The sequence below is a fragment of the Alteromonas sp. G4i35 genome (assembly GCF_054960375.1).
In genome coordinates this window covers 1-16,566 of record NZ_JBHNZD010000022.1, presented here as the reverse complement: position 1 = coordinate 16,566, position 16,566 = coordinate 1, and the positions used below count along the sequence as shown (strand labels likewise).

Sequence of the window (16,566 nt, the reverse complement as noted above, 5' to 3'; positions counted from 1 at the left end):
ACATGCAGTTTTCAATTATTACTCCCTGCTACAAAAGTGGTCGCACTTTGATGAGAGCATACAAAAGTCTTCTACAATCATCTATAAAAGATTTTGAGTGGATTTTAGTTGACGATTGTTCTCCTGATGGTGGCGAAACCGTAGAGCTCATAAAAGAGATTCAGGACCAAGCACCTTTTACAGTAAAATCAGTATTTCTTACGGAAAACTACTTCTGTTCAAAAAGCGTATATGAAGGTTCATTAATAGCAGAGGGAGATTTTGTTTGTATTTTAGATCAAGATGACGAGCTGACACCTAATGCACTTAGTGGGGTGTCAAATATTATAAAGAATTTCTCTATACTGGAAAATCCACGTATAGCCGGTGTTTGTGGACGATGTGTAGATGAAAAAGGAAAGTTAATAGGTAAAAATTTTCCGGAAGAGGCTTTCAAAGCCAATGAAGGTGATATTCGTTTTAAACTCAAAGAGTATTGTGAGCTACTCCAGTTTACAAAAACGCAGTTGATTCGAGACCATTTTGTGCATATGAAGCCAGGTTTTACTAACGGTTTTTTGTGGGCGCGAATATCTGAAAGTCATGACTATATATTCAGTAACCTAGTAGTTCGAGTGTACGATACCTATAACCCTGAATCTTACAGCAATAATAAAAGTATGATTTTGAGTTATCCAAAAAATAAAGCGTTAAATTTGAAAGGAATAGTTAACTCTTATGCTAAATACGCTATCTATAATATTCCGTATACGCTGCGAAAGCTCTCTAGTATGAACCGATACAACTATATCGCTCGCCAAAAAATGACGACTAGTGATTTTGACGGAATCTTATTAAAGATATTGTTCTTGATTAGCAAACCTGTTGGCTTAATTAAAGGCTTTTTAGATGAAAGGTAATATATCGAAAGACCTTCTATTTAGTCTTTCTTTTATTTTTTTATCTCTCACTTCAATCTATTTTTTCTCATTACAGATTGCTAGTTTGTTTGGTCTGTTGTTAGCCACGTTTTGTTTATTTATTTTCAACAAACGTCCTTTTGTACAAGACTTTACTGTAATACTTATTTATGTTGGGTTATTTATAATAACTGCCCTTTTTAGTGCCTTTTTCGTCCTTGACGCTGATTGGAAAAGGCTATTGGCATTCCTTTTACTTATCTTGTCTGCTGGCGTTGCGTCTTCTCTAGTTACACAGGTCAATGTCGGAAGGGTTATTTTTATATTTTTATGTTGCCATATAACATTTTTTTACATTCAGTTCGTTGCGTATTTTTTATTCAGCATCCACATTGATTACCTAGGGGCAATTGGCATCGAATCGCGCAATTTTGGCGGTACTTTTAAACTCCCAATTATCAATAAAATGATGAGAGCATCTGGTTTGTTTAACGAACCAGGCACCTATGTTACGTTTGTAGCGCCTGCTGTTGCGTTATCAATGAGATACCTTACAAGTAAGCCAAGAAAAAGGATCGCATATCTAGCATTACTTAGCCTAGCTCTCACGCTTAGTACGTTCGGGGCAATTTTTGCAGTGATTATTTTGGCAATTACACCAATAAAAATTAAGGTTAAAGCTTTACTTGCCCTTGTATTTGGTGCTTTTTCGCTTCCATATTTGTATTGGCGTTTTTTTGTGAGGAGTTCTTTTGGCTCATCGCATGGGATGAGCTTCAGAGAAGAGTTCATACGAGCGACGATTGAGAACACTTCAAGCGTGAATGGATTCTTTCACGGGGTTGGAGGGTTTAGCTCTACACCATTTAACTTTAGTTCGAGCGGAGCTGTCAATGATTCAGGGCTTTTATTTACTCTAATTTATTATATGGGTTTTTTCCCATCTCTTCTATTTATATTCTCAATATCTTTAATCGCTATCTATAAAGGTCGAGCATCGACTTCGTTGGTTTTAATCCTAATGCTATCTAAAATTAATTTTTTTGCTTTGATAATGCCATTCTATCTTGTCTTTGCTCTTTGCGATCCTAAAAAAAGATTGGCTCGCACTGACATGGAAGAGTAAACCTATTTTTTAAACCACTCAATACCTTAAATATTTTGTACATAATTAGGAATTTCGTAAGTGATAATTGTTCATATATTTAGCGCGCTACATCAAGGTGGCGCTGAGAATCAATTCGAGCAAATTGTTGCTGATGATGCTAAAAGTGAATATACACATCTAGTTGTATCTATGAAGAAAGAGCGAAGTAAACTTTCTGAACGATTGGAGAAAAAAGGACTGCCTGTTTATTTCTTTGATTTCACGGGTCTATCTTTCGTTTACTCAATAATTGAACTTCGTAGCATGCTTCAAGCTTTAAAGAAAGATAACAGAGTAATAATTCAATGTTGGATGTACCATGCAAATATAGCTGGTTGGATTTTATCGCTGCTAACACCTGTCCCTATAATCTGGTCGATTCGTAGAACAGAGATTCCTAAAGGGTTAACTGGCATTTTGGCTAGAGCTTCTGCTTTTATTGCTCGGCTCGGTAAATTTCCAATTATTAGTAATTCTTATGCTGGTAAAGAGTCTCATCAGCGCATATTTTACCCAACTAGAATTAAGGTTATTGGAAATGGTTTTTCAATAAAAAAGTTGTCCCGTGAAATTTGTTTAAAAACACAGCCTTTCAAGTTTGTTCACATAGGAAGATATGCTCCCATTAAAGGGCAAAGGAATTTTGCTGAGTCAGCAATAATATTGCTTGGGAAGCTGTCGGATGAGGAAAGGAAAAATGTTAGTTTTACCTTTATAGGCCGGGACGTGGAAATTGCTTTAAAATCGCTAATTGTTAGTTCAGGTTATGAAGAACATTTTGACTTTCTAGGTGAAATCGAGTCACCAAGAAGAATCTTGAGTGATTACTCTTGTTATGTTTTATCTTCTCTTAGTGAAGGCTCCCCTAATAGTTTGGTTGAAGCTATGTTGGAAGGTCTACCATGTATCGCTAGTGATGTCGGTGACGCTCAGCGTATTCTCGATAACGATACGTTGCTTTATAAACCTGAGGATTCTGTTAAATTAGCCGATTTGATGGAAGCAATGTTGAAAGCGCCCTCTTCAACGCTTATGGAGATAGGTGCTTCGAATCGACAGCGCGCAATGGAATGGTTTGGCGTAGAAAGAGTTCGAGCCGAATACGAAAAGTTATACAAAGAGGTAGCCAAATAGATGTGTGGTTTTGCTGGGCTGTATTCACCGTTTAAACAAAATATGGTGACAGAAGAGAGTGTCATGGAAATGATTGCTCCTATTTATCGTCGTGGCCCAGATGATTTTGGTACTTGGTGTGATCCGCAAGACGGGATTGGTCTAGGTCACCGTCGTCTTTCAATAATAGATATCTCGCATGCAGGTCATCAGCCCATGAGGTCGCATGATGAGAGATATCATATTGCTTTCAACGGTGAAATTTATAATTTTTCAGAGTTAAAAGAAGATATAGAGAAGTTAAGAATAGTCGACTGGAAAGGGCACTCTGATACCGAAATTCTATTGGAATACATAGCCAGTTTCGGTATTCAAGAAACCTTGAGTAAAGCGGTAGGTATGTTTGCTTTTGCATTGTGGGATGGGCAAAAAAGAACGTTGACATTGGCTAGAGATAGGGTTGGCGAAAAGCCACTTTATTATTTTTCTAACAAGGAATATCTTCTTTTTGGGTCAGAATTAAGTTGTATTGAAGCGGTAGCTAAAGAGTCGCTTGAAATTGACCGCCATGCGCTTTCTCAACTAGTTCGTCAGGGTTATATATGTGCGCCGAGTTCAATTTATAAACAAGTGTCTAAGGTGATGCCCGGTGAGTTTATTACTTTTAATAGTGAATTGACCAAAGATAGTAAGTGTTATTGGAGTGTTGCAGGTGTTTTAAAGCAGCCTGAATTATCTTTCGAAGACGATGAACAAGCAGTTAACGAGCTAGAGAAGCTTTTTAATCAGAGTTTAAGTGGTCAGATGCTAGCTGATGTCCCATTGGGAGCATTTTTATCTGGAGGAGTCGACTCATCAAGCGTTGTTGCGCTAATGCAGTCTAAAGCCAACGCTCCTGTCAAAACTTTTTCAATCGGCTTTAAGGATCCGCGGTACGATGAAGCAAAGTATGCTAGAGAAGTAGCTGAGCATTTAGGAACTGAGCATCATGAACTGTATATTGACGAGAGCGATCTCTTAAACGTCGTCAATGATATTCCCAATGTATTCTCTGAACCATTTGCTGATTCAAGTCAGCTGCCCATGTTTTTGGTTAGTAAGCTCGCTAAACAGCATGTAACTGTATGCTTGTCTGGCGATGGGGGAGACGAGCTGTTTTGGGGATACAGCCGTTATCAACAAACGTTAAATGCATGGAAACGCATAACGGGTCTATCGGAGTTCAATAAATCAGCAATTAAGTTACTAGCTAAATGCTTGCCGATACACGCCCTTAATATGATTGGTGACGTGAAAAGCAAAGGGTCTATGTTAGGTGATAAAGTACATAAAGCTCTAACACTACTCGACCATAAAGAGTTTATGAATTTCTACAGAGACTTCTTAATGTCTAGCTATCGCGATGTTGGCAGTCTAGTCATTGGTGAAGACGATGGGTTTTCACAATTGAGCATCAGCGATTCAGAATGTGATTACGATAGTTTAAATGAACTTATGTCAACAGTCGATATGACCACCTATCTCCCCGATGACATACTTTGCAAAGTAGATAGGTGTGCGATGGGGCATTCTCTTGAAGGAAGAATTCCCTTGCTTGACCACAGGATTATCGAATTCGCATTGCGTTTACCAAGTAGTTATAAGACGCGAGATAAAGCTAAATGGTTATTGCGCCAGGTATTATTCAAGCATGTGCCTCCTGCCCTTATTGAGCGGCCTAAAAAAGGATTTTCTGTGCCTTTAGATGTATGGCTTCGCGGTCCATTAAAAGAGTGGGCCGAGTCACTGTTATCTAGCGATAAAATAGAGAAGCAAGGGTTTTTAAACACTGTGACTCTTAAGAGGTTATGGCGTGAGCATCAATCAGGCGTTAGAAACTGGTCAGCAGTTTTATGGAATATATTGATGTTCCAACAGTGGTTGGAGTCAAGAGCAAGTGACTAAGCTTCTATTTGTAGTAAATGTAGACTGGTTTTTTATCTCTCATCGATTACCAATTGCCCTTAGTGCAATGGAAAAGGGATATGAAGTTCATTTAGCATGTGCGGATACAGGACAATGCGACTCACTCGAAGGTTTAGGTATCCGTGTACATAGAATAAAAATGTCGCGTTCAGGAACCCAGTTATTATCAGAGATAAAGTCACTGTGGTCGATTTTTTCAGTAGTGAGGAATGTAAGACCTGATATTATTCATGGGGTTACCATAAAGCCCGTCGTTTACAGTTCTTTAATCAGCAGAATTTGCGGCGTAAAAAAGCGTGTATTTTCTATCTCAGGGCTTGGCTATGTTTTCATCGATGAAAGTCCAAAAGCAAAGGTACTTCGTCAAATTATATCAAGGCTTTATAAATTCGGATTAAATAACGCAAATTCAACCGTTATTTTTCAAAATTCAACAGATAGGCAGTCTTTTATTGACCTGAATATCGTACAGCCTTCTTCTGCATGTTTAATCAGAGGTTCGGGGGTCAACCTTTCTGAATATCACTACACACCAATTAGAGCTGATAGGCCTTCGGTGATGTTTCTGGCGCGCTTATTAAAAGATAAGGGAGTTATAGAGTTTTGTGAGGCAGTGAAGTCGCTTAAGGATAGACATCCCAGTGTAGATTTTGTGCTAGTTGGTGACTTAGACCCTGAAAACCCAAACTCAATGAGTATTGAGGAGCTTACTAGCTATGTAAGTGAAGGTATCGTCAGGCACGTTGGGTACAGAAAAGACATACCGCAGGTAATATCTTCTTCAACCATTATGGTTTTGCCGTCGTATCGTGAAGGCTTGCCTAAAAGCTTAATTGAAGCAGCAGCCTGTGGGCGAGCTGTTGTGACAACTGATGTTCCAGGATGTAGGGATGCAATAGTTCCTGACGTTACAGGAGTTCTCGTTCCAGCAAGAAATACTTCAAAGTTGGCCTCTGCTATTGAGCATTTACTTCTGAATCCGGAAAAAACATCGGAAATGGGCAGGCAGGGCAGAAAGTTCGCAGAAACTACTTTTTCTATTGAAGATGTAATCACTGCGCATTTCAAATTATATGAGAATAATTAATGAAGTTGTTAGTAACCGGTTACTCAGGTTTTGTTGGTAAGCATTTAGTTGACCAACTGAAAAAAACAGAGCATGAATTGACTTTGTTGGGTAGAAAAAGGCCTAGCGAAAACAAACAAATTCAGTTTTATAACTTCTCCCTCGGTGACAGTTCTCCTGAATTACAAATTGCGTCATCAATCGATGTAGTAATACATTGTGCTGCCAGAGCACACATTATGAAAGATGAAGTTGATGATCCAATTGCTGAATATAGACGGGTTAATGTCGCGGGAACTTTAGCGCTGGCAGAATTAGCCTACAAAAATGGCGCTAAAAGGTTTATATACCTGAGTTCAGTTAAAGCTCTAGGCGAAAGCACAGAGGAAGGACATAAGTTCTCTTACAACTCTCCTTATAATGCTGAAGACCCATACGGTCAATCAAAAGCTGAAGCTGAGGCTGCTTTAATACACTACTGTGAAACCGTAGGTATGGAATACGTTATAATTAGGCCTCCGCTTGTTTATGGAAAAGGTGTTAAAGCTAATTTTGCTTCGTTGTACAAGTTGATTGGAAGTGGTTTCCCGCTTCCGTTAGCAGGCATTAAGAGTAATCGTAGGTCAATTGTTGCCATCGAAAATTTGGTCGATCTTATTCTGTGTTGTATAAGTCACACTAATGCTAAAAATCAATGCTTCATGGTGTCAGACAACGTGGATCTGTCTACCGCGGAATTGATAAAGTTGATGGCTCAAGCGCAAGGAAAAAGAGGTTGGGGCGTGTATGTTCCAAACTGGTGTTTTAGCCTAATAGGTAAACTCTTTGGAAAAGAAGATGTGATAGCGAGATTGACTGGCAGCTTGCAAGTGGATATTTCTCATACTCAGTCCACTTTGAGCTGGAGCCCTGTCATGAGTACAGAAGATGCGTTAAAAAATATGAATGGGATTGATTAGTAAATATGCTTAGGTTGTTTGATCTTTTATTTTCACTTTTTGGGTTAATTGTTGGGTTCCCAGTTTTGTTGTTAATTTTTATTGTTGGGCTGTTTGACACAGGATCACCGGTTTTTACCCAAGAACGCGTTGGTCGTAATAAAAAGCCTTTTGTTCTTGTCAAGTTTAGAACTATGAAAGTAGACACTGCGTCTGTGGCGAGTCATCTGGCTAGCAGCGCTTCCATTACAAAAATGGGGCACTTTCTCAGAAAAACGAAACTAGATGAGCTGCCACAGCTGTGGAATGTGTTGAAGGGGGAAATGAGTTTAGTAGGACCACGTCCAGGTCTTTTTAATCAAGAAGAGCTAACTAAGGAGAGAGACGAACGCGGAGTCTATAGTGTTCGCCCAGGGATTACTGGTTTGGCGCAAATAAATGAAATAGATATGTCAACGCCGAAGCTTCTTGCTGAAACTGATGGGAAAATGATTGATACACTCAATATATCATCCTATTTTAAATACATTTTATTGACAGTTACGGGCAAGGGGAGCGGAGATCGAGTAAATTAGGGCATCGTTTTGACAGGTATTAACACAATGTATGTTATTATCCGCGTCAAAAGTATTAGTTAGGTTACAAATTTTGTAGCAACAAGGATTGATGTTTGAAAACTTTAGTTAAAACTCTTCTATCTTTGCCTCGTGCTCAAAAACGGGTGATCACCGTCTTAATTGACGCTGTTTTCATTCTCATCGCGTTCTGGTCGGCAATGTTTATTCGTCTCGACTCTGTTGAGTTAATCTCCAGTATTGAGCATTGGATTTTAATTGGTCTAGTTATACCAATTAGTATTTATATATTTGTCAAACTTGGGCTTTACCGAGCTGTTCTTCGATATGTTGGCATAAATGCGTTAGGAGCAGTCGTAGGAGGCGTAGTCGCTTCGTGTTGTGCTCTAATAGGACTTGCATTTTTCTTACACTATCCTATTCCTAGAACAGTTCCAATTATATTTATCTCCTTTTCGTTACTGCTTGTTGGCGGCAGTAGAATAACTGTCCGAGCTCTTGTAAATAAAGTCAGCGCGTCTAAACGTCGCCCTGTCATCATCTACGGAGCTGGGTCTGCAGGCCGTCAGTTAGCTACAGCATTAAGGCATGGCCCAGAATACCGTGTAGTCGCGTTTGTCGATGATGACAGAACTAAGCAGGGGTCACAAATCGAAGGGCATTTGGTTCATGCTGTTGAAGATTTAGAGTCCATAATTCGACATGAAAATGTTGAGAAAGTGCTTCTTGCATTGCCCAGTACGTCCCGTGCAAGGCGTAAGAAGATTTTACAAAAGCTTGAAATGTATGCTGTAAAAGTGCAAACCATTCCTGGGATGGCTGATATTGTTGGTGGTGCAGTAAATGTTGACCAAGTCAAAGATGTAGAGGTTGAGGACTTACTCGGCCGCGACCCTGTATCACCGAAAAAAGCACTGATGCACGCCGATATTAAAGACAAAGTGGTAATGGTTACCGGTGGTGGGGGATCTATTGGCTCCGAGCTGTGTCGACAAATAGTAAAGAGCGAGCCACTAAAACTTGTCTTGTTTGAGCTATCCGAGTTCGCTTTGTATTCTATTGAAAGAGAACTTTCACAGTACGTTGAGGAGCGTTCTCTGCGTGTGGAGATCGTTCCTATAATGGGGTCAGTTCAAAAACAGAATAGATTAGAAACGGTGATGAGCTCGTTCAAGGTGCAAACCGTTTATCATGCTGCCGCTTATAAGCATGTACCGTTAGTAGAACACAACGTGGTAGAAGGTGTAAGAAATAATATCTTTGGAACCTTATATACGGCGCAGGCTGCTATCAAGTGCAATGTAGAGACGTTTGTATTAGTGTCTACAGATAAAGCCGTAAGGCCAACAAATATTATGGGCACTACAAAGCGTATGTCTGAGCTTGTGTTACAAGCACTGGCAGACAAGCAGTCTACCACGCGTTTTTGTATGGTACGGTTTGGTAATGTCTTGGGATCTTCGGGCTCTGTCGTCCCCTTGTTTAGAAAGCAAATTAGGCAAGGGGGGCCAGTTACGCTTACTCATCCCGACATAACTCGTTACTTTATGACTATCCCTGAGGCTGCTCAGCTAGTTATACAAGCCGGCGCAATGGGAATGGGGGGAGACGTGTTTGTGTTGGACATGGGTGAGCCAGTTAGAATTAAAGACTTGGCCACTAAAATGATTCACTTGTCTGGTTACTCCGTAAAGGATGATAAATTTCCCGAGGGTGATATTGAGGTGGTTTGCACAGGACTACGACCTGGTGAAAAGTTATATGAAGAATTGCTTATTGGAAATAATGTAGAGGGGACAACCCACGAACGCATTATGACCGCACATGAAAATAAGCTTACATGGTCGGAATTAGAGAAGATTTTAAATGCTCTTGATGAAGCCTGTCATAATTTTGAACATGAGCGCATTCGTGAAGTGTTATTGAAAGCTCCAACAGGTTTTGCCCCTACTGATGAGATTTGTGATTTAGTTTGGCTTGAGCGACAGCTTGAATCGTCAGAGAAAGCTGAAATAGCTAAATTAAAACATTAATTCGTGTTTACTCACTAGCAAATTGGATTTGTTCATGCGCCTTCGTAGTTCTTGTTTTCTGGTGGCAACAGTTGTTGCTACCAGTTCTTTCTTTTCACTGCCAGCAAACAGCACGGGAGTATCACCCTATCTCCCACTAAACTTACCTAATCATATTGCTCAAAAGATTGAGCAGATAGCTGTTATAGCCGGAGAAACATCGTTAAACAAACCTTATAAAGTGGCACAAATTACCGCGTTGGCCCGTAAAATTCAAACGTCTCATCCACTGCTGTTTAGAGACATAGCGCCATATTTGCGGGATCATAAAGAGCGTTCTAGTTCCAGCTTAATGCAAGTGTCTATAGCTGCCAGCAATAGCAGTTATGGCGCCCCCTATCACTTTGGTGTTGATGGGAAAAGTAATATACTTTTAGAGGCCGCTGGCTATGCGATGTATTCTGACCATCTCGGGGCAAGCGCTAGTGCAATTATAACTGAAAACGGTGTTAACAGAGCACAGGGGATGTTGCACACTGGCATTGATATCTTGCAGCTCGATATAGGTTATAAATCTCGTTGGTGGTCGGTGGGCCGAATTGATTCTCTTCTACTTTCTAATGAGTCTGAGGCCTTCGCAAGTTTATCTGCAAGCAACGTCATACCATTAACTGAATATGATATTAATTACGAGGTGTTTGCTGGTAAATTGAGCAATACAACCATTAGTTCAGGCGACTCCATAGAGCGAGACCAGCCTTATATTACTGGCGCATCACTAAGTTTCTCACCTGTAGACCAAATCACCCTTGGTCTTTCTCATACCACAGTATTTGGTGGCGATATAAGAGATAATGGTAGCAAAGAATTTTTTGACGCCTTAGCAATCAATCGCCTTGATAGTGCATCAAATACTTCTTACGCCGATGCACAAGCTGATAGGCGATATGCGATACAAGCTAGATACAGCACCGAGGTTGTCGGTTTTCATTATTCAATTTACGGTGAACATGTTACTAAAAAAGTGCTCGGTGACGACAGCACTCAACCGAGTGCTGCAACCGTAGGTATATATTTCCCCGCAATTAACGAAAGCTCTTTTAGAATAGAAGCAACCCGTTACGATCGAGGTTTTTACAGTAGCGATATTTACGGTAATGGTTATCAATATGATGAGAGAGCGTTAGCGTATTTCGTTTCAAGCCAAGCGCAAAACACGTCAGCAAAGAGTATAACGGCTCAGTGGTTTTGGTCTATGGGAGCTGAAAATAGTCTAACTACTACGTTTGGTTGGTCTCAAGTGGTGTTACTCAACGAACCCTCAAACGAGCTCGTTAATTCAAGCTTAAATTTCAGTGCCGATTATCGGTCTCGCTTTCAAAACGTCTATTGGGGAGTAGAAGCGTCAACTGGCTTAGACGTCTTAGGTGAACGCATTTACAGCGTTGGAGTTTATCTGGGGTTCTAGAACTATTTTCTAAGTCCCGACTCTTTGGCTATCAAATTTATCCCGAGACAAGCGCGCTCACATTATTTCGAAATATGTACTGACAGTAAGATAAAAAAAATAGAGCGAAGCTGAACTCCGCAAATTAGGTTTATTATCTAAACTTCTTCTGCAGGAAAGCTAATAGCATTGTTACGCTGTAGAAGAGGCTAACAATACGCCCCGAACATTCACTAAAAAAGTAATATTAAATGAATGGGTAGTTGTTGCCTTAGTAATGACATGCTTTAAAATATGTGCACAGAAACTTAATAATTAACTCGAGAAGTACGGAGTAAATAGGATGTGTGGAATAGTAGGCGCTGTCGCCGAAAGGAATGTAGTTGAAATACTACTAGAGGGCTTAAAAAGGCTAGAGTACAGAGGATATGATTCAGCCGGTGTAGCCCTGTTAGACAAGGATGGCAACTTAAAGCGCATTCGTAAAATTGGTAAGGTTAAAAATTTAGCTGAAGCTGTTGAAAGTGAAACAGCTCTAGGTACCACTGGTATTGCCCATACTCGATGGGCTACGCATGGTGGTGTAACGGAATATAATGCACACCCGCACTTCTCATCAAGCCGTGTGGCGGTAGTACATAATGGTATTATCGAAAATTACGTTTCGCTGCGTAAGAACCTTACTGAAAAAGGGTACACCTTTTCAAGCGATACCGATACCGAGACCATTGCGCATGTAGTTCACGAAATGCTTAACGACGGTAAGCCTTTATTAGAAGCTGTTCAAAGTGCAGTAACGCACTTTACTGGGGCATACGGTACAGTAGTTATCGACAAAGAAGACCCGGATAAAATGGTTGTCGCTCGTTCAGGTAGCCCTCTAGTAATCGGTCTGGGTTTAGGTGAAAACTTCATAGCTTCTGATCAATTAGCATTACTACCTGTAACACGCCGCTTTATCTTTTTAGAAGAAGGTGACGTAGCGGAAGTTACCCGTCGAGAAGTAACAATTTTTGATAAATCTGGTGTTCGGGTAGAACGTGAAATTATCGAATCGACGGTAGAGCATGATGCTGGTGACAAAGGTGGTTACCGCCACTACATGCTAAAAGAAATTTATGAGCAGCCTGCGGTTATTCGAAGTGCTCTTCAGGATAGAGTGGATAATGTTCACAACATCGACGCTTTGTTTGGCAATGGTGCTGAAGAAATTTTGAAGCAAGTTAAGCATGTGCAAATTATCGCATGTGGCACGAGTTATCATGCTGGAATGACTGCGCGATATTGGCTTGAAGAGCATGCAAATGTTTCTTGCTCAGTAGAGATAGCTTCAGAATTCAGATATCGCAAGTCAGCCGTTCATCAAAACAGTTTGCTTGTTACGATTTCTCAAAGTGGAGAGACGGCAGATACGTTAGCAGCATTACGCTTGGCTAAAGAATTAGGTTACATGTCTGCACTTACAATTTGTAATGTGCCAGGGTCATCGTTAGTGCGTGAGTCTGATCTTGCTTTTATGACTCTTGCCGGTGCTGAGATTGGCGTTGCATCAACTAAAGCGTTTACGACCCAACTTACCGCCTTTTTAATGCTTACACTAGCGTTAGGTAAATTTAATGGTTTGTCTGATGACAAAGCTCAAGCGATCACCGCCGCTATTAAGACATTACCCGGTAAGATTGAAGAGGCGCTAAGTACTGCAGACGCTATCGAATCGCTGGCTGAAGAGTTCGCCGATAAGCATCATAGCTTATTCTTAGGACGTGGTGCTCAATACCCAATTGCTATGGAAGGCGCGCTTAAGCTTAAAGAGATTTCATATATTCACGCCGAAGCATACGCTTCAGGTGAACTCAAGCATGGTCCATTAGCGTTAATAGACGACGAAATGCCCGTCATCGTGGTTGCCCCAAATGATGAGTTGCTCGAAAAATTGAAGTCTAACGTGGAAGAAGTGCGAGCAAGAGGCGGTATTATGTACGTGTTTGCAGACGCTGACGCACACTTTGAAAGTGATGAAACAATGCGCGTAATTGATATCCCACATTGTGCAGATATTATTGCCCCCATTGTTTACACTATTCCTTTACAGCTTCTCTCTTACTATGTCGCCCTGATCAAAGGGACTGATGTTGACCAGCCACGAAACTTAGCCAAGTCAGTTACAGTAGAATAGCGCTAATGTCTTGATATTTGGCCATGACTTTTTAAGTTGTGGCCTTTCGTTTTTTAGGAAGTAAGAATGTCTCAAAAATATTTTGGCACTGATGGAATTCGCGGAAAAGTTGGCGAATTTCCAATGACACCAGATTTCGTAATGAAGCTGGGCTGGGCTGCAGGTGTAGTCTTGGCGGCAGACGGTACAAAAGAGGTACTAGTAGGAAAAGATACACGCGCCAGTGGATACATGCTGGAATCTGCACTGGAAGCTGGTTTGTCGGCTGCCGGCGTAAACATTGCACTCGCTGGGCCTATTCCTACTCCAGCGGTAGCCTATTTAGCTTCGACTTTTAGAGCTGACGCAGGCGTAGTCATCAGCGCATCCCACAACCCATATTACGACAATGGGATTAAGTTTTTTGGCCGTAGCGGGGCTAAACTAGGCAGTGAACAGCAGCAGGCTATTGAAGAAAAGCTCCAGTATGCACTGGAAAATGGTATCGATTGTGTTGACTCAGAACGATTAGGCAAAGCTCGAAGAGTTGAAGATGCCGCTGGTCGTTATATCGAGTTTTGTAAAGGTACCTTTTCGAGCGAGCTTAGCTTAGAAGGACTAACAATTGTTGTCGATAGTGCCAACGGTGCTGCATATAAAGTTGCACCTAGTGTATTTGAAGAACTTGGCGCAAAAGTAATTAATATTGCCAACACGCCGAATGGCATAAATATTAATAATGATTGCGGAGCAACTTCCCTCGACTCGTTGAGTAAGGCTGTGACGACAAATAAAGCTGATTTAGGTATAGCTGTTGATGGCGACGCTGATAGAATCATGTTTGTCGACTCTCAAGGTGAAGTGGTGGATGGAGATGAAATTCTCTTCTTAATGGCTCGTGAAGCCAAGCAAGCTGGCTATAAAGGTGGTGTTGTCGGCACACTAATGAGCAACCTGGGTCTTGAAATAGCATTAAAAGAACTTGATATCCCGTTCGTTAGAACAAATGTTGGGGATAGATATGTCGTCGAAAAGCTTAAAGAGACGGGTTGGCGAATTGGGGGGGAAACCTCAGGACATATCCTTAACCTAGATTATGCATTTACTGGAGATGCTATTATCGCTGCGCTACAAATTTTAACCGTAGTAGTAAAAAGTGAATACTCCTTAAGTGAACTAAAAGCAGGGATGACAAAGCTTCCTCAGACTATTGTGAATGTTCGTCATAGTGATTTAGATTCAGTGCTTGATTTAGATGTAGTTAAAGATGAAGTCAGTCGCGTAGAAAGTACGCTAGGAGAGGACGGTCGGTTAGTACTTCGAAAGTCCGGAACTGAGCCTTTAATTCGTGTAATGGTTGAAGCTAAAGAAAAAAGTGTGAGCGTAACATTAGCAAACCGATTGGCAGAAGTTATCAGAACAAATTAGAAGTATTAAAAGATACTTATTTATTAAACCATAACAGCTGGAAAAGTTAGCTATAAACAGTTTTGTTGCTGCCTACCCTTAGAAGTAGCTAAGGGTAGGCAGTTCATTAAAGTTCGTAGCAAAAAAAGAGGATGTTTTAAATGAGCAGAATAAACAAGGAACGAAACTCAGTAGATAGTTGACAGTGTTAACTACAATGACATAGTAATCTCATCTCATCTCATCTCATCTCATCTCATCTCATCTCACCTTTCTTCTCGCACTGAGAGCAATGCTTGTTTGCAATGTATGCCTTTTCAAATCTACCAAGATTATTTTTAAGTTAACCGAGCCAATATAAATGTTTTGTCTACCAATCCAAATGCAGAGAACATTGAAAAAATAAAGTTAAAGCGCAAGAGAGGTTCTCATAAAAACAAAAAAGATCTTAGAGCTCTCTAAAAGGTGTGAAATATGCATGGAAATAGAAAATTACTTAGGTCATAAAGACTAGAAAGGTTAGTTTACTCTCAAACTTATTCATGATTGTTTCAAACTAATGTGTAATATTAGAGAGAATATCCGCTTTGGTTAAATTGTATAAAATTGGAGAAAAGTTAAATGGATAGTACGATGCAGAAGCTTAAAATAGCGGTTGCCGGAACAGGCTATGTAGGGCTTTCAAATGCAGTGTTACTTGCGCAGCACAATGAAGTGAAAGCAGTTGACTTGGTAGCTGAAAAAGTCGAAATGCTGAATAACAAAAAGTCTCCAATTGAAGACAAAGAGATAGCCGAATACCTGACAACAAAAGAGTTAAACCTAAAAGCAACTTTGGATGCGCAAGAAGCATATAAAGATGCTGACTATGTGGTAATTGCTACACCTACGGATTACGACCCGCAAACGAATTACTTCAATACGGGTAGTGTAGAAGCTGTTATTAGAACAGTGATGGAAGTAAATCCTGATGCAGTGATGATTGTAAAATCGACCGTACCGGTAGGCTTTACTAAAGATGCAAAAGCCCGTTTTGAATCTGAAAATATCATCTTTTCGCCTGAATTTTTGCGCGAAGGCAAAGCGCTTTACGACAATCTTTACCCAAGCCGTATTATCGTAGGCGAGCGTAGTGAGCGCGCGGAGGTTTTCGCAAAACTGCTTCAGCAAGGTGCAATAAAAGAGAATATCGATGTTTTATTCACCGACAGTACTGAAGCAGAAGCTATCAAACTTTTCGCCAACACTTACTTGGCAATGCGTGTAGCGTACTTTAACGAGCTAGATAGCTATGCAGAGCGTAATGGTTTAGACACTAAACAAATCATCGAAGGTGTCGGTTTAGACCCGCGTATCGGCAATCATTACAACAACCCAAGTTTTGGTTACGGTGGTTATTGCTTACCAAAAGATACTAAGCAATTGCTTGCTAACTACAGTGAAGTGCCTAATAACATGATTCAGGCTATTGTAGATGCTAACCGTACGCGTAAAGATTTTATCGCCGATTCAATTGTAAGCCGTAAGCCTAAAATTGTAGGCATTTATCGTCTTATCATGAAGTCTGGTTCTGATAACTTCCGAGCAAGTGCTATTCAAGGAATCATGAAACGTATCAAAGCAAAAGGTATCGAAGTTGTAGTTTACGAACCAGTACTTAAGGAAGAGGAGTTCTTCCGCTCTCGAGTGGTAAATGACTTAGAAGAATTTAAGAAAATCTCTGACGTAATCGTAGCGAACCGTGTTACGGGCGATATCGAAGATGTACTAGATAAAGTATACAGCCGCGACTTGTTCAACGCTGATTAACCCAAGTTTGGGGTCAGAGTAAATTTTGCCATG

12 protein-coding genes are annotated in these 16,566 nt (G+C 40.5%); all 12 read left to right on the top strand.

Going from position 1 to position 16,566, the window contains the following annotated elements; translation table 11 throughout:
- The first annotated feature begins 2 nt into the window (after window positions 1-2).
- The 12 genes from ACFI6L_RS14670 (at window position 3) to ACFI6L_RS14615 (ending at window position 16,533) form a co-directional block, all read left to right on the top strand.
- Complete coding sequence (locus tag ACFI6L_RS14670) at window positions 3-899, top strand: glycosyltransferase family 2 protein (RefSeq protein WP_462574293.1); 897 nt, start codon at window positions 3-5, stop codon at window positions 897-899.
- Window positions 889-2,025: a hypothetical protein gene (locus ACFI6L_RS14665; protein ID WP_462574292.1), complete on the top strand. Its 1,137-nt coding sequence runs from the start codon at window positions 889-891 to the stop codon at window positions 2,023-2,025. The genes ACFI6L_RS14670 and ACFI6L_RS14665 overlap by 11 nt, the downstream gene beginning before the upstream one ends.
- A 60-nt stretch (window positions 2,026-2,085) precedes the next feature.
- The gene (locus tag ACFI6L_RS14660) at window positions 2,086-3,180 is read left to right on the top strand and encodes a glycosyltransferase (protein ID WP_462574291.1); all 1,095 of its coding nucleotides are present in this window, start codon (window positions 2,086-2,088) and stop codon (window positions 3,178-3,180) included.
- Window positions 3,181-5,103 carry an asparagine synthase (glutamine-hydrolyzing) gene (gene asnB / locus ACFI6L_RS14655; protein WP_462574290.1) on the top strand — a complete coding sequence of 641 codons (1,923 nt, stop codon included), beginning with the start codon at window positions 3,181-3,183 and terminating at the stop codon, window positions 5,101-5,103.
- Window positions 5,096-6,211 carry a glycosyltransferase family 4 protein gene (locus ACFI6L_RS14650; RefSeq protein WP_462574289.1) on the top strand — a complete coding sequence of 372 codons (1,116 nt, stop codon included), beginning with the start codon at window positions 5,096-5,098 and terminating at the stop codon, window positions 6,209-6,211. Before asnB ends, ACFI6L_RS14650 begins: the two co-directional genes overlap by 8 nt.
- A complete protein-coding gene (locus tag ACFI6L_RS14645; protein WP_462574287.1) occupies window positions 6,211-7,149 on the top strand; it encodes an NAD-dependent epimerase/dehydratase family protein in 939 nt (312 codons plus the stop codon). The genes ACFI6L_RS14650 and ACFI6L_RS14645 overlap by 1 nt, the downstream gene beginning before the upstream one ends.
- Before the next feature lie 5 nt (window positions 7,150-7,154).
- On the top strand, window positions 7,155-7,703 hold the full coding sequence (locus tag ACFI6L_RS14640) for a sugar transferase (RefSeq protein WP_462574286.1): 549 nt from the start codon (window positions 7,155-7,157) through the stop codon (window positions 7,701-7,703).
- A 95-nt stretch (window positions 7,704-7,798) separates the two neighbouring features.
- A complete protein-coding gene (locus ACFI6L_RS14635) occupies window positions 7,799-9,736 on the top strand; it encodes a polysaccharide biosynthesis protein (RefSeq protein ID WP_462574285.1) in 1,938 nt (645 codons plus the stop codon).
- A gap of 34 nt (window positions 9,737-9,770) precedes the next feature.
- A complete protein-coding gene (locus ACFI6L_RS14630) occupies window positions 9,771-11,183 on the top strand; it encodes a capsule assembly Wzi family protein (protein WP_462574283.1) in 1,413 nt (470 codons plus the stop codon).
- 322 nt (window positions 11,184-11,505) lie between these two features.
- Entirely contained in the window at window positions 11,506-13,338 is a 1,833-nt protein-coding gene (gene glmS / locus ACFI6L_RS14625; protein ID WP_462574282.1) for a glutamine--fructose-6-phosphate transaminase (isomerizing), read from the top strand.
- 66 nt (window positions 13,339-13,404) lie between these two features.
- Window positions 13,405-14,745 (top strand): phosphoglucosamine mutase, encoded by a 1,341-nt coding sequence (glmM, locus tag ACFI6L_RS14620; protein ID WP_462574281.1) that lies wholly within the window; start codon window positions 13,405-13,407, stop codon window positions 14,743-14,745.
- 600 nt (window positions 14,746-15,345) lie between these two features.
- Complete coding sequence (locus ACFI6L_RS14615; RefSeq protein ID WP_462574280.1) at window positions 15,346-16,533, top strand: nucleotide sugar dehydrogenase; 1,188 nt, start codon at window positions 15,346-15,348, stop codon at window positions 16,531-16,533.
- The last annotated feature ends 33 nt before the right edge of the window (window positions 16,534-16,566 follow it).